The sequence below is a fragment of the Prauserella shujinwangii genome (assembly GCF_003001955.1).
In the GTDB taxonomy this organism is placed as follows: domain Bacteria; phylum Actinomycetota; class Actinomycetes; order Mycobacteriales; family Pseudonocardiaceae; genus Qaidamihabitans; species Qaidamihabitans shujinwangii.
On the sequence record NZ_PVNH01000005.1, the window covers coordinates 335,211 to 349,434 of the forward strand.

At 71.2% G+C, this 14,224-nt stretch carries 13 protein-coding genes; 10 read left to right on the plus strand and 3 right to left on the minus strand.

Annotated elements, in window-relative coordinates:
* Window positions 1-271 precede the first annotated feature (271 nt).
* The 5 genes from B0I33_RS14325 (at window position 272) to B0I33_RS14345 (ending at window position 3,978) form a co-directional block, all read left to right on the plus strand.
* Window positions 272-601 carry a YnfA family protein gene (locus B0I33_RS14325; protein ID WP_106179240.1) on the plus strand — a complete coding sequence of 110 codons (330 nt, stop codon included), beginning with the start codon at window positions 272-274 and terminating at the stop codon, window positions 599-601.
* Window positions 602-803: 202 nt separating this feature from the next.
* Window positions 804-1,148, plus strand: coding sequence for an STAS domain-containing protein (locus B0I33_RS14330; RefSeq protein WP_181193288.1), 345 nt, complete (start codon window positions 804-806; stop codon window positions 1,146-1,148).
* A 75-nt stretch (window positions 1,149-1,223) separates the two neighbouring features.
* Window positions 1,224-2,015 carry an STAS domain-containing protein gene (locus tag B0I33_RS14335; protein ID WP_146147499.1) on the plus strand — a complete coding sequence of 264 codons (792 nt, stop codon included), beginning with the start codon at window positions 1,224-1,226 and terminating at the stop codon, window positions 2,013-2,015.
* Window positions 2,016-2,072: 57 nt separating this feature from the next.
* Window positions 2,073-3,362 (plus strand): nucleotide sugar dehydrogenase, encoded by a 1,290-nt coding sequence (locus B0I33_RS14340; RefSeq protein WP_106179243.1) that lies wholly within the window; start codon window positions 2,073-2,075, stop codon window positions 3,360-3,362.
* Window positions 3,363-3,384: 22 nt separating this feature from the next.
* On the plus strand, window positions 3,385-3,978 hold the full coding sequence (locus B0I33_RS14345) for an acyltransferase (protein ID WP_106179244.1): 594 nt from the start codon (window positions 3,385-3,387) through the stop codon (window positions 3,976-3,978).
* Here the strand turns inward: B0I33_RS14345 and B0I33_RS14350 are convergent.
* Window positions 3,956-5,110: a glycosyltransferase gene (locus tag B0I33_RS14350; RefSeq protein WP_106179245.1), complete on the minus strand. Its 1,155-nt coding sequence runs from the start codon at window positions 5,108-5,110 to the stop codon at window positions 3,956-3,958. The two genes, B0I33_RS14345 and B0I33_RS14350, sit on opposite strands and share 23 nt — an antisense overlap.
* An 89-nt stretch (window positions 5,111-5,199) precedes the next feature.
* Here B0I33_RS14350 and B0I33_RS14355 point away from each other — a divergent pair, with 89 nt between their 5' ends.
* The 5 genes from B0I33_RS14355 (at window position 5,200) to B0I33_RS14375 (ending at window position 11,069) form a co-directional block, all read left to right on the plus strand.
* Window positions 5,200-6,216, plus strand: coding sequence for a glycosyltransferase family protein (locus B0I33_RS14355; protein ID WP_106179246.1), 1,017 nt, complete (start codon window positions 5,200-5,202; stop codon window positions 6,214-6,216).
* Window positions 6,213-7,697: a lipid II flippase MurJ gene (locus tag B0I33_RS14360; protein ID WP_146147500.1), complete on the plus strand. Its 1,485-nt coding sequence runs from the start codon at window positions 6,213-6,215 to the stop codon at window positions 7,695-7,697. Before B0I33_RS14355 ends, B0I33_RS14360 begins: the two co-directional genes overlap by 4 nt.
* A 158-nt stretch (window positions 7,698-7,855) precedes the next feature.
* A complete protein-coding gene (locus B0I33_RS14365) occupies window positions 7,856-8,947 on the plus strand; it encodes a DegT/DnrJ/EryC1/StrS family aminotransferase (protein ID WP_106179248.1) in 1,092 nt (363 codons plus the stop codon).
* Complete coding sequence (locus B0I33_RS14370) at window positions 8,944-9,930, plus strand: Gfo/Idh/MocA family protein (RefSeq protein ID WP_106179249.1); 987 nt, start codon at window positions 8,944-8,946, stop codon at window positions 9,928-9,930. Before B0I33_RS14365 ends, B0I33_RS14370 begins: the two co-directional genes overlap by 4 nt.
* Window positions 9,927-11,069: a glycosyltransferase family 4 protein gene (locus B0I33_RS14375; protein ID WP_106179250.1), complete on the plus strand. Its 1,143-nt coding sequence runs from the start codon at window positions 9,927-9,929 to the stop codon at window positions 11,067-11,069. The genes B0I33_RS14370 and B0I33_RS14375 overlap by 4 nt, the downstream gene beginning before the upstream one ends.
* Before the next feature lie 10 nt (window positions 11,070-11,079).
* Here the strand turns inward: B0I33_RS14375 and wecB are convergent, their stop codons facing one another.
* Window positions 11,080-12,138 (minus strand): non-hydrolyzing UDP-N-acetylglucosamine 2-epimerase, encoded by a 1,059-nt coding sequence (wecB, locus tag B0I33_RS14380; protein ID WP_106179251.1) that lies wholly within the window; start codon window positions 12,136-12,138, stop codon window positions 11,080-11,082.
* Between the two features lie 10 nt (window positions 12,139-12,148).
* Window positions 12,149-14,143: a DUF6541 family protein gene (locus B0I33_RS14385; RefSeq protein ID WP_106179252.1), complete on the minus strand. Its 1,995-nt coding sequence runs from the start codon at window positions 14,141-14,143 to the stop codon at window positions 12,149-12,151.
* Between the last annotated feature and the right edge of the window lie 81 nt (window positions 14,144-14,224).

A 14,224-nucleotide genomic window follows, 5' to 3' on the forward strand; every position in this document is an offset into this window, starting at 1 on the left:
GTGCCTCTCGCGTGTCCGGCGGCGGTGTGCGTGCGATGAGGCGAGCCCGTTCCGGCTTGCTCGGACGTTTCGGGATCGGTGCGGCCTGTCGACCACTGTGGACAGCGGTCGCCGGCCGGTCCCGTCGTCGGTCCCGGAGGCGGTAGCTCACGCGGTGTGCCCGGTTGACGACCGACGGGTTCGTCGCGTGACCGTCCACACGAGATCCGCCTGGCTCCGCGCGGGAGGTGGCGGCAGCGTGGCATCGGGTCGCCACTTACAGTGCGCGGTCATGACGGTCCTGCGTTCCGTGTCGTTGTTCGTGCTGGCCGCGCTCGCCGAGATCGGTGGGGCCTGGCTGGTCTGGCAGGGCGTGCGGGAGCACCGCGGCGTGCTGTGGATCGGCGCGGGCGTCCTCGCGCTCGGCGCGTACGGGTTCGTGGCGACCCTGCAGCCCGATCCGCACTTCGGGCGGATCCTCGCGGCGTACGGCGGGGTGTTCGTCGCGGGGTCACTGGCCTGGGGAATGGTCGTCGACGGGTTCCGGCCCGACCGATGGGACTACCTCGGAGCGGCGGTCTGCCTGGTCGGCGTCGCCATCATCATGTACGCGCCGCGCTGAGGCCCCGGCGGCACTGAGACACGATGGAGTGTCTTCGTTACGATGAGTGCGCGGTTCAGTCAGGCAGCCGCGACCTCGCGCCAGGGGCGGGGTGCACGGGTTGCCGTTCGCTGCCTCGTCTCCCTCGCCCAGTACAGGGAGGAGGCAGATCGTGTATCCGGCGAACGAGAACTCCGATCTTCTGAGCCCGGCCGTTCGTCGCGTGGATTCCGGCACCGCCGTACTCGAGGCGGCAGGCGAGATCGATCTGGGCTCGGCGCCGCTGCTGGCCGCCCGGCTCGACGAGGTGCTGGTCCGGCGGCCCGCGGTGCTGGTCGTCGACCTGGCCGGAGTCGAGTTCATGGGCGCCGCGGGACTGAACGTCCTGGTGCGTGGTCACCAGTCCGCCGCCCGCGGTGGCACGGCCTTGCACCTGATCGCCGGCAGGCACGTGCGCAGGGTGGTCACGCTGTGCGGACTCGCCGGCGTGCTGCGAGTCCACGATGCACTCCACGCTCGTTCGCCTGATCCGAACATGCGGTTGATTGGCTGGAACAGGACCGGGTAGCCGCAACCCGTGGCCGCGAAAGCAGGCCGGCGCGGCATGGGAACCGTCGACTTGGAGGCGCGCGCAGACAATGTCATGGCCCGATCTCCCATGACTGGGCAGGGCAAGGTGACGATCACCGTCGATACGGACCGCGACTGCCTCGTGGTGCGCCCGAGCGGGGTGCTCGACGAGCGTGGCTATCCTCTCCTGCGCGACACGCTGCGCAGGTGTGCGGCCGAGACACCCGTCGCCGTGATCGTCGACCTGCGGCACCTTGTCATCCCCTCGACCGCGTTCCTCACCGTCTTCACCAGCGTCTACGTCAGCACGGCGTGCTGGCCCGCGGTGCCGATCCTGCTCGTCGCCTGCGACGTCCGCACCCGGGAGTGGCTCAGGTCGTCCAGGATCACCCGGATCGTGCCCGTCCACCGCGCACTCGACGAGGCCGTGGCGGCGGCGGGCACCCAGCCGGAACGGCGCCGGTCCGCCAGGTGTTTCCCACGCGAGCACCCCGGCGGCGCCGTTCGCCGGTTCGTGACGGCCACGCTCGCGGAATGGGGAGTCGACCAGCTCGCCGAGGACGCGAGACTGATCGTCACCGAACTCGTCGAGAACGTCGGCCTGCACACCGGGTCCGAGCCGCGGGTGCGCCTCGAACTGCGCGGTGACGTGCTCACGGTCGCGGTGTCGGACGACGATCCCCGTCCGGCCGAGCTGCGCGAGGAGAGCCTCGGTGTGCGCTCCTTCTCCGGGCTGCGGCTGGTGTCCAAGCTGGCCTGTGCCTGGGGGAACTCGCCGACGAACGCGGGCGGCAAGATCGTCTGGGCGACGCTGCGCGTGCGGCGGGACCGGAGCGGTGACACCCGCGTTCGGCCGTCACGTTAGGCTGCCGAACCGTACCTCTCGCTCGCCTCACCACGCCAGGAGAACAGGACTGCCCCGGTGAAGATCGCTGTCATTGCCCTGGGGAAGATCGGCCTCCCGCTCGCCACGCAGTTCGCGTCGAAGGGCCACCAGGTGGTCGGCGTCGACGTCAACGCCGAGGTCGTCGACCAGGTCAACCGCGCCGTCGAGCCGTTCCCCGGTGAGGCGCATCTGCAGGAGAAGCTGAGCGAGCTGGTGCCCGCCGGCGCACTGCGGGCCACCACCGACTACGCGGAGGCGGTGCCGGGCGCGGACGCCGTGGTGCTCGTGGTGCCGCTGTTCGTCGACGACGACGCGCGGCCGGACTTCGCGTGGATGGACGCCGCGACCGAGGAGCTCGCGCGCCATCTCACGCCGGGAACGCTGGTGTCGTACGAGACGACGCTCCCGGTGGGCACCACGCGGAACCGGTGGAAGCCGATGCTCGAGAAGGGCTCCGGTCTCGCCGAGGGCACCGACTTCCACGTGGTGTTCTCCCCGGAACGAGTGCTCACCGGCCGGGTGTTCGAGGACCTGCGCAAGTATCCCAAGCTCGTCGGGGGCCTCTCCGAGGCCGGTGCGGCGCGCGCCGTGGAGTTCTACCGGGCCGTGCTCGACTTCGACGAGCGGCCCGACCTGGCGCGGCCGAACGGCGTGTGGGACCTCGGCTCCGCCGAGGCCAGCGAGCTGGCGAAGCTGGCGGAGACCACGTACCGGGACGTGAACATCGGGCTGGCCAACCAGTTCGCGCGCTTCGCCGCGACCGCCAACATCGACATCTACCAGGTCATCGAAGCGTCGAACTCGCAGCCGTACAGCCACATCCACCAGCCGGGCATCGCGGTCGGCGGGCACTGCATCCCGGTGTATCCGCGGCTGTACCTGTGGAACGACCCCGAGGCCACGGTGGTGCGGGCGGCCAGAGAGGCCAACGCCAGCATGCCCGACTACACCATCGGCCTGCTGGAGGGAGCACACGGCGACCTGACCGGCGCCCGCGTCGTGGTGCTCGGCGCCGCCTACCGGGGCGGGGTCAAGGAGACCGCCTTCTCGGGGGTGTTCGCGACGGTCGAGGCGCTGCGCGCCCGCGGCGCCACCCCGCTGGTGCACGACCCGCTGTACGCCGACGAGGAACTGCGTGCGCTCGGCTTCGAGCCGTACCACCTCGGGGAGAAGGCCGACGCGGCCGTCGTCCAGGCCGACCACCGGGAGTACGCCGACCTGCGGCCCGACGACCTGCCGGGCGTGAGCACCTTCGTCGACGGGCGGCGGGTCAGCTCGGCGGAGCTCTGGCCGGGCGTCACCTACCGGGTCATCGGCCGGGCCTGAGCCGGACCACGACGGGAGAGACATGTCGTTCGTCGCTGACAGCGCCGACGTGGCGCCGACCGCGAAGCTGGGCGAGGGCAGCAAGATCTGGCATCTCGCCCAGGTGCGGGAGGACGCCCGGCTCGGGGAGAACTGCATCGTCGGCCGGGGCGCCTACGTGGGCACCGGAGTGCGCATCGGGGACAACTGCAAGATCCAGAACAACGCGCTCGTCTACGAGCCGGCCGAGCTCGCCGACGGCGTGTTCATCGGGCCGGCCGTGGTGCTGACCAACGACACCTACCCGCGTGCGGTCAACCCGGACGGAACGCTCAAGAGCGCCTCCGACTGGGAGGCCGTCGGCGTGACCATCGCGGAGGGCGCCTCGATCGGCGCGCGTGCGGTCTGCGTCGCTCCCGTCCGCGTCGGCGCCTGGGCCACCGTGGCCGCGGGCGCCGTGGTGACCAGGGACGTTCCGGACTTCGGGCTCGTCGCGGGTGTACCGGCGCGGCGGGTCGGCTGGGTCGGCAAGGCGGGCGCCCCGCTGCGCCAGGAGGGCGAGCTCTGGGTCTGCCCGCTGACCGGTGAGACCTACACCGAGGCGGACGGCCTGCTCAGCCCCGCAGCAGGTCGCTGACGACCGAGCGGATCACCGCACAGTCCTCCGCCGAGTTCAGCACCGCCGCCGCCTCGTGGGTGTTCTGCTTGAACTTGCGCACCTGCTCCTCGTCCAGCCCGGCGAGCGTGTCGCGCATGGCCTGCGCCGAGGCGTCCGGGGCGATCGCGCCCAGCCCGTGCTCGGTGATCAGCCGGTCGGTCTCGGGAGCCGACCCGAACACCACCGCCAGCCTCGCCTGCACGAAGTCGAAGATCTTGTTCGGCAGCATGAACCGGTGGTTGGGGGTGAGCGGCGGCAGGCTGAAGACGCCGACGTCGTACTGGTTCAGCGTGGCCGCCAGCTCGTCCGGCCGCACGGGCGGATGCAGGGTGATCCGCGGTTCGTCGGCGATCAGCGCGCGGAGGCTGTCCAGGTAGCGGCCACCGTCCCGGCCCGGCACCAGGTAGAGGTCGAGGGTGAACTTCTCGTCGAGTCCGCGCACCGACTCGATGAGTGCTTCCAGGTTACGCCCGGGAATCGCGCCTCCACTGTGTACCAACCGGATACGACCGTCTCGTACCTCGCTCGGCTCCAGTTTCTGGTAGGCACTGGCGTTGCGTACCGTGCGAGGTCCTACGCCGAACCGTTCGCGGTACAACTCGCCGATCGAGTCGTTCACGACGGTGACGGCGGACATCTTCGGCAGGTACTTGGCGCACTGGTGCACCATGAACGGCTTCACCAGCAGCCGCCACGACAGCACGTGGGTCCGCTCCTCGGGAGCCCACTCGTGCATGTCGGCGACCACCGGGGCGCCCTTGGCGACGTGGTACCCGAGCGCCATGGCCCTGGCTTCGTTGGCCACGACGACATCGAACTCGCGGCCCTCGAGCAGCCGCCTCGCCGCCCGGACGGCGGGAGCCATGAACTCGGCCCGGTCGAACGTGTGCAGCGCCAGCGCGGCCACACCGGCGGGTGTCTGCGGGAGGGAGTAGAGGGCGTCGTCGAGTTCCAGGTGCTCGGCCGCGGCGGACGGCTTCGCGCCGTATCCGATGGTGGTCACGTCGCCGAGCTCGGCGAGGATGTCGAGCTGACGAAGCACCCGCGCGTCGCGGTTGATCTCCGAGAAGGAGATGCAGAGAATGCGCGCCGCGCGCTCACCATCGGCCATGGCGCGGGAGTCTAGCGATGGTGGCAGGTCAGTAGGATTGCGCCCGTGCTGCTCGCCGACCCACCCCAGGTGCGACCCGTAAGGACGCCGTGACCGAACCGCCCACCGCAGCGGCCGGTCCGGCGGAACCGACCGCGCTGCACGTCAATGATGCCGCGTTCACCGCGCAGCGGATGATCGCCGAAGCGCGTCGCCGCGGGCACGTCTGGCGTTTCTTTCCGAAGGCCGCGCCCGACCAGGAGTGGCGTGGGCCGGCCGGGCGCGCTCGCCGGGCCGCCATCGGCGCTGCCTGGGTCGCCCGGCTCGCCGTGCGGGCACGCCGGCACGACATCGTCCACGTGCACTCGGCGTCGACCCTGGCCCATTCCCGCCTCGGTGCTCCCCGGTTCGTCCTGCACTGCCACGGCAGCGATGTCCGCACCGCGCAGTACGACCCCGCCCGGCAGGACAGCATCCGGGCCGGGCTCAGGGAGGCGGAAGCCGTCTTCTACTCCACTCCCGATATCGCCGAGCACGTGCTGCCGCACCGCGCCGACGCCCTGTACCTCCCGGTGCCCATCGACGTCGACGAGGTGCCGAAGTGGACACCGGCGACGGGACGGCCGCGGGTTCTGTTCGCGTCCCGCTGGACTCCGGACAAGGGCATCGACACCCAGCTCGCGATGGCGCGCGAGCTGGTCGCCGCCGTCGGCGACCGGGCCGAGGTCGCCGGGCTGGACTGGGGGCCGCATGCGGTCGACGCGGCGGAGCTGGGGGTCCGGCTCCTGCCACGCGGCGACCACGCGGCGTACCTGGAACTGCTCGCCGGCGCCCACGTCGTGGTGGGTCAGTCGGCGGGAATTCTCGCGGCGAGCGAGCTGGAGGCCCTCGCCGCGGGTGCCCCGGTCGTCACCCCCGTCGCGCTGCCGCTCTACGCGGACGCCCGGCCGCCGGTACTCGGTGGCAGTGTCGAGGACGCGGTGGCCGCGGTGCGGGCGCTTCTCGACGGCGAGGAGCCGCACGACCCGGATTCCGGCCGCGGTTGGGTGCGTGCGGTCCACGGCGTGGAACGAGCCGTGGACACCGTGTGCTCGGTGTACCGGGACGTCGTGGCGGCACGCGCGTGAGCACGGAGCAGACGCGCGGCGCGTTCGCGCGGATGTTCGGCCCGGTCCGGCTCGACCAGCCGACCGGCACCTCGCTCGCCAGGGGCGGGGCCCTGAGCACCGTGGGTCTGCTGGCCCAGGGCGTGCTCCGCTTCCTCACCGCCTTTCTCGTCGGCCACCTCGCGGGCCAGTCGCAGCTCGGCATCGTCGCCTCGGCGATCGCCACGGCCACGACCCTCTCCCTGCTGTGGCCGACGACCACGGGCAGCGCGGCGTCGAAGTTCCTGGCCAGGGCCAGGGGCGCCGGGAATGCCGACGACATCAGGGCCACGGCGGCGCACCTCCGCTCGCGCATGCTGCAGAGCGGACTCGTTCTCGGCCTGGTCAGCGTGCCGGTCTGGATCCTCATCGACGAGGGCTCCTGGCAGGGCGCGCTGAGCGTGGCGGCGCTGACCCTCGCCTACTCCGGCTACTCGTTCACGCGGGGTGTCCAGTTCGGCGCGGGGCAGGTGCCCAGGGCCATCGCCTGGGACCTCGTCACGGTGGCGCTCGGGTTGGCCGGGCTCGCCGCGGCCCTGGTGGTGGGCGTGCGTGGTCCGGCGCTGGTGCTGCCGCTGGTGGTCACGTACGGCCTCTACGCGGTCGCCGGGTGGCCGTACGGCGGGTCCGGCAAGCCGGATCGTGAGCGACGGCGCGAGCTCGACGGGTTCGTCGCGCTCGGCGCGGCGGGCACCCTCGCGAGCACCGGCTTCCTGCAGCTGTCCCAGATCTCCGCCAAGCTGACCGCGGGCAACGCGGCCGCCGGGCAGTACGCGGCGGCGCTGAACCTGGCCACCCCCGCCTCGATGCTCGCGGCCTCGTTGAGCCTGGTGCTCCTGCCTTCGCTGAGCGAGGCGTGGGGCCGATCGGACCACGAGGGCTTCCGCGCGCAGACCGACCGGGCCACCCGGGCGCTCGCCGTGGTGATGGTCGCCATCTTCGGGTCGATCATCGTGTGCAGCAGGTTGCTCGTGGACATCGTCTGGGGTGACGGCTACCCGACGACCCGCGACGTGCTGCCCGTCCTGGTGCTCGCGGTGCTCGCGACGAACCTCGGGATCGGCAGTGTCAACGCCCTGACCACGAGGTCGCAGCGGGGCATGCTGGTGACGACGGGAGCCAGCCTGCTCGGGATGGCCGTCGGTGGTGCGTTCTGGCTCACCGTCGCGCCCGGCCTCGGCATCACGGGCGTCGCGGTCGGCTACCTGTGCGGCACGGTGGTGATCGCCGCCATACCCGTCACCGTGGTGTGGCGGGTGGACGGCCATCGCTGGGCGGCGCTGTTCGCGAAGGTCGCCGTGGGACTCGCCGTGGTCGGCGGGATCGTCGTCGCCCAGCGTCTGGCGGAGCTGCCGGTCCTGCTGGATCCCGCGCTCGCGCTGGCGTTCCTCGTCGGGTGGTGGCTGCTGAACCGGGCGGAGTTCGCGCGACTGCCGATTCCGCGTCCGCGGCGGCGGCGCTGAGTCGAGCAACCCGCGCAGAGGCGACCCGGACAGGGGAATAGGGTTGAGCCGACATTTCCCCGAACACATCGAGGACATCTCGTGAGCGAGCTTGCGAGCGGACCATCGGACACCGCGGCGTCGCGAACGTGTCCGGCGAGCGCCAGCGAGGAGGGCGCGTGAGCAAGGAGTTCATCCCGGCCGCCAGACCGATCGTCGGTGAGGCCGAACGTGCCGCGGTCGACGCGGTCCTCCGCTCCGGAATGCTGGCCCAGGGCGCCGAGGTGGCCGCCTTCGAGCAGGAGTTCAGCCGGGAGCTGCTCGACGGCAGGGCGACCGTGGCCGTCAACTCCGGCACGGCCGGCCTGCACCTCGGCCTTCTCGCCGCAGGCGTGGGACCTGGCGACGAGGTGATCGTGCCGTCGTTCACCTTCGCCGCCACGGCCAACGCGGTGGCGCTCACGGGAGCCACCCCGGTCTTCGCCGACATCGAGCTCACGCACTTCTGCCTCGACCCCGCGCACGTCGCCGAGCTGGTCACCGAGCGGACCAAGGGCATCATGCCGGTGCACCTCTACGGGCACCCGGCGAACATGCCCGCCTTCACCGAACTCGCCGAGCAGCGCGGGCTGGCACTGTACGAGGACGCCGCCCAGGCGCACGGTGCGAGCCTGCACGGCAGGCGGGTGGGCACGTTCGGCACGTTCGCGATGTTCAGCCTGTATCCCACCAAGAACATGACATCCGGCGAGGGCGGGATGGTCTCGACCTCCGACGCCGGGGTGGAGAGAACCCTGCGGCTGCTCCGCAACCAGGGCATGGAGCGCCAGTACGAGAACGAGCTCGTCGGCTTCAACGCGCGGATGACCAACCTGCACGCCGCCATCGGCCGGGTCCAGCTGACCAAGCTCGCCGAGTGGACCAGGACGCGGCAGGCGAACGCCCGGTTCTTCGACGAGCACCTGGCGGGGGTCGGGGTCCCCGCGGTGGCCGAGGGCGCCGAGCACGTCTACCACCAGTACACGATCACGGTGCCCGAGGATCGGGACGGCTTCGTCACCGCGCTGAAGGAGGAGCACCAGGTCGGCTGCGGGGTGTACTACCCGATCCCGAACCACCGGCTGCCGTCCTTCGCCCGGGACGTGGACCTGCCGAACACCGAGGCCGCCGCCCGCTCGGTGGTGTCGCTGCCGGTGCATCCGTCGCTGGACGACGAGGACAGGGACCGGATCGTGACCGCGGTGAACACAGTGGCGAAGGCGGGTGCGTGAACGTGGGGGATCTGCGGGTCGGCCTGATCGGGCTGGGGATGATGGGGCGCCACCACGCGCGCGTGGTCCGCGAGGTCGACGGACTGGAGCTGGTGGCGGTGGCCGACGCGACGGGTGACCCGCACGGCGTCGCCGGTGACCTGCCGTTGTTCGGCAGCGTGGCCGAGCTGATCGACGCGGGCATCGACGCGGCCGTGTGCGCGGTGCCCACCGGCATGCACGAGGAAGTGGGGCTCGCGCTCGCCGAAGCCGGCGTGCACACCCTGATCGAGAAGCCCATCGCGCACAGCGTCGAGGCGGGCAACCGGCTGGTGGAGGCCTTCGCCGCGGGTGGGGTGATCGGCGCCGTCGGCCACATCGAGCGGTACAACCCGGCGCTGCAGTCGCTGCGCGACCGGATGGCCGCGGGTGAGCTCGGCGAGATCTACCAGATCGCCACCCGCAGGCAGGGTCCGTTCCCGGCACGCATCGCGGACGTCGGCGTGGTCAAGGATCTGGCCACCCACGACATCGACCTCACCGCCTGGCTGGCGCAGTCCGAGTACGTCAGCGTGACCGCGCAGGTCACCACCCGGTCCGGTAGGCCGCACGAGGACATGGTGGCGGCCACCGGCAGGCTTGCGAACGGGATCATCACGAACCATCTCGTGAACTGGCTGTCCCCGATGAAGGAGCGGGTCACCGTGGTGACCGGCGAGCGGGGCGCCTTCGTCGCCGACACCCTGACCGCCGACCTCACCTTCTACGCCAACGGCGTGGTGAACACGGAGTGGGAGTCGGTCGCGAACTTCCGCGGGGTCGCCGAAGGGGACGTCACGCGGTTCGCGATCACGAAGCGGGAACCTCTGCGGGTGGAGCACGAGAAGTTCCGCGACGCGGTGCTGGGCGTCGACAAGGACATCGTGACGCTGGAGGAGGGTTTGCGCACGCTCCGCACCGCGGAGCACTTCCTCTCCTCGGCGGCTCCGGGGGAGAACGGATGAGGATCCTGATCGCGACCAGGCTGTTCGCGCCCGAAGTGGCGGCCGCGGCCTTTCGGCTGAAGGCGCTCGCCGATGGCCTCGTCGCGGAGGGACACCAGGTCACGGTGCTGACCACGAAGCCGCCCGCGACCGCGGGTAGCCAGGAGTTCCCCGACTACCGCGTCTCCCGGTGGCCCGTGCTGCGGGACGCGGGCGGCAATGTCCGTGGCTACGTGCAGTACGCCAGTTTCGACGGGCCGCTGCTGTTCCGGATGTTGGCGCGTTCCGCCGACGTGGTCATCTGTGAGCCTCCGCCGACCACCGGGGTGGTGACCGCCGTGGTGTGCGCACTGCGGCGCACGCCGTTCTACTACTACGCCGCGGACATCTGGTCCGACGCGCTCGCCGCCATCGACGCACCCGGGTTCGTCACCCGGCTGATGCGCGGACTGGAGCGGTTCGCGTTGCGGCGGGCGCGAGGTGTCGTCGCCGTCTCCGACGGTGTCGCCGGGCGCGTCCGTGAGCTCGGGGTACCCGACCACAAGGTCGTTGTCGTGCCGAACGGCGTGGACACCACGGTCTTCCACACCGCGCTGGATGTCCCGGAGCCCGAGGCGCCCTACTTCGTCTACACCGGCACGATGTCCGAGTGGCAGGGCGCCGATGTCTTCGTACGCGCCTTGCCCGCGGTACTGGAGCGGAATCCGAAGGTACGGCTGAAGTTCTTCGGCCAGGGTTCGGCGGAGCCACGGTTGCGCGAGCTCGCCGCCGAGCTCGCACCGGACAATGTGGACTTCGGTGGGGTGGTGCCGCCCGGAGAGGCGGCGCGCTGGATCAGGGGGGCCACCGGCGCGCTGGTGAGTATCGTGCCAGGACAGGGTTACGACTTCGCCAAGCCGACGAAGATCTACGCGGCCGCCGCGTGCGGCACACCCGTTCTCTTCGCCGGGACGGGAGCCAGCGAGGAACTGGTCCGGGACAACGAACTCGGTGTCGTGGCGGACTACACCCCGCAGGCCGTGGCGGACCGCATGATCGCGCTGCTCGACGACCACCGGCGCGACCCTGAGCACCTCGCGGGCTGGGTGCGGGACAACGCGTCGCTCACGAACACGGGACGGCTGGCCGCGCGGTGGATCACCGAGGACCTGCGGGGCTGACCGCCGCCGGTCAGCCCCGGTCCAGCAGGGCTCGCACGGCGGTCTCCGCGGCACGTCCGGTTCCGTAAGGCGCGGCGTCGGTTTCGGCGGGACGCGGCCGCTCCACCGTGGCGGGCAGTGTGGAGAAGTCCTTGTTCACCAGCACGTTCCAGCCGAGGTCGACGGTCTCGACCCACTCGGTCTCCGGCCGCAGCGTGGTGCACGGGACGCGTAGCAGGAACGCTTCCTTCTGCAGCCCGCCGGAGTCGGTGATGACGCCCGCGCTGTGCACCACCGCGTTGACGAGCTGCGGATACCCGACCGGCTCCGAGACGCTGATCGAGCCGGTGTTCAGCTCGATGCCGTGCCGCTCGGCGAGCGCGCGCAGGCGGGGGTGGGCCAGCAGCACGACCGGCTTGCCGACCTTCGCGATGCCGTCGACGATCGCCCGCAGCCGTTCCGGGTCGTCGGTGTTGTCCGGGCGGTGCAGCGTCGCCACGTAGTACCCGCCCGGTTCCACCGCGGCGTCCAGCCGCAGTGGAGAACCGGCGACCTGGTCGCGCACCTGGTAGAGCACGTCGGTCATCACGTCGCCCACGAGCACGCTGCGCTCGGCGAGCCCTTCGGCGGCGAGGTGGTCCATCGCCACCCGCGTCGGGGCGAGCAGCAGGTCGGCGGCATGGTCGGTGAGCACCCGGTTGTGTTCCTCGGGCATGCGCCGGTTGAACGAGCGCAGCCCGGCCTCCAGATGCGCGATCGGCACGTGCAGCTTCACCGCGGCGACCGCGGCCGCGAGCGTGGAGTTGGTGTCGCCGTACACGAGCACCCAGTCGGGCGCGGTGTCCTCGATGATCTTCTCCAGCCCGGCCAGCATCGCGCCGGTCTGCTCACCGTGCTTGCCCGAGCCGACGCCGAGGTTGAAGTCCGGATGCGGAATCCCGAGGTCGGTGAAGAACGCGTCGCTCATGTTGTGGTCGTAGTGCTGACCGGTGTGCGCGATCAGGTGCTCGGTGTCCGCCGGCATCGCCCGTGCGATGGGGGCGAGCTTGACGAACTGTGGCCGTGCGCCCACGACGCTCAGGATTCGCATGGCGGGGAGTCTATCGACGCGGTCCGCAGCCGGTGACCCGGTAGAGGGTGGCCGAACCCTCGTGGTCGATCTCGGTGAGCCCCGAGTTGTCCGAAAGCCACATGAGCCCGGGGTAGTGCCTGTTCTTGTCATGCACCTGCGGGCCGTCGAAGTCGAGCACGTAGTACGCGCGCATGTCGCGGACGAGCGCGCAGATCTCCGGGTTGTCGTCGATCCGGTGCAGCTTGTTCATCAGTTTCAGCACGTCCGGTGGGATCGTGCCGCCGACGTGCGGCGTCAGCGTTCGCCTGCCGCTGTAGGCGTAGGCGAGCGACGTGCCGGTCCACGGGTTGCCGATGATCCTCGCGTTGCGGGGCACCGAGTCGTCCAGGCGCCGTAGCAGCGCGCGTTCGTCGGGGGAGAGCACCTGCGACTCGGGCGTCATCGCGTACTTGAGGCTGCCCTGCCCGATGGCGGAGTTGACCGAGCTGAACTGCCCGGCGACCCCGAGCGCGATGGCCGCCACGAAGGCGACGGCGGCGACGGCGGGTGTCGCGACCGGTCCTGGCCGCAACCAGCCCAGTGCGCGGTACCGGGTGCTGAGGCCGCTCTGCACCCGCCCGAACCACCAGACCGCGGCGATGGTGCAGACCACGACGATGATCACGGGCAGCTGCCCGGCCAGCCGGAACGAGTCGTTGTACCAGACGCCGGTGATGAAGTCGCGGATCGGACCGTCCGGTGCCGAGGAGGAGATCACGAACAGCGCCGCGGCGATGAGGTAGACGCCCACGACCCACACGTTGAGCCTGCGCTGCACCACCAGTGCGACGGCGACCAGCGTCAGCACCAGCACCACCCACGACGGTCCTTCCCGCATCAGCCCCGCGGAGAGCACCTGCCCGATCGCCTGCGACATGCTCTGGATCGGCAGCCAGGTGGACGCCTCCTCGCTCGGGCGCACGCGGATCCACAGCACCGCGACGAGGGCGAGGTACCCGGCGAACAGCAGCGCGAGCACGCTGAACCGGGCGACCCCGGCCCAGCCACGGGTGAGCGCGCGGCGGTACCGCACGAGCGCCGTCGCGAGGATCGGCAGCACGAAGACCAGCAGCACCTGGAACGTGCTCGGATGCGCCAGCGCGATCCCGCCGACGGTGGCCACGAGGAGCAGCGCGGAGACCCACCGCGGTGTGTGCTCCCTCCCGCCGACGCCGATCGTCATCGCCAGCAGCGCCAGTGCGGCGGGCAGCAGCGCCAGCGAGAGGAACATCGGGTAGAGGACCCCGAAGTCGACCATCAGGTACGGGAACGAGCCGAACACGGCCGACAGCGCACCGGCGAACAGCACCGGCACCGGCCGGTTTCCGGTCACGCGGGTGGTCAGGAAGATGGCGGAGACCGGCCACACGAGCGCGCCGACGACGAGCGTCACCGCGTTGACGGCGGCCGGGATCGACACCCCGGACAGGGACACGACCAGGCTCACCAGGTCGTGCCAGGCCGCGGGGTAGGGCGAGGGGTCGGCGCCGTTCGAGTACATCCCGCCGAGCTGGAGCGACGAGGCCGTGCCGGTGTCGAGGATGTAGCGGATGGCGTTGAGGTGGAAGATGTTGTCCCACGTCTGCGAGATGTCCAGCGGGCGGCCGATCATGGCGATCAGCCCTCGCATGAGCAGGACGGCGGGGATGACGAGTGCGCCGAGGTGGACCAGCAGCGTCCATCTGGATCTCAGCCGTCTCCGCGGGCGGTCACGCAGGCCGAGGATGCCCGGCGCGACCACGCGCAGCACCAGCCCGAGCGCCGCCAGCACCGCGGCGGCGCCGAGTACGGGCCACACACCCCACGGCAGTCCCACGAGGGGCGCCAGCACGGCCACCGAGCCGATCAGTGCCACCGACACCGGAGCGGCCGTACCCGCGGCGACCAGCCCGGCGACTCCCCAGCTCCGCACGACCACGTATCCGGGTAGGAACGTGATGGCGGCGGTCCACAGGAGGGCAGGCGTCAGCTGCCACCAAGTCATATGTGCTCCTCGGCCCTACGCGGCATTCTTCGGCGCGTCCCCGTCCGCACCGGCGACAGGCGGCTCCGGTGCTGGTCAACG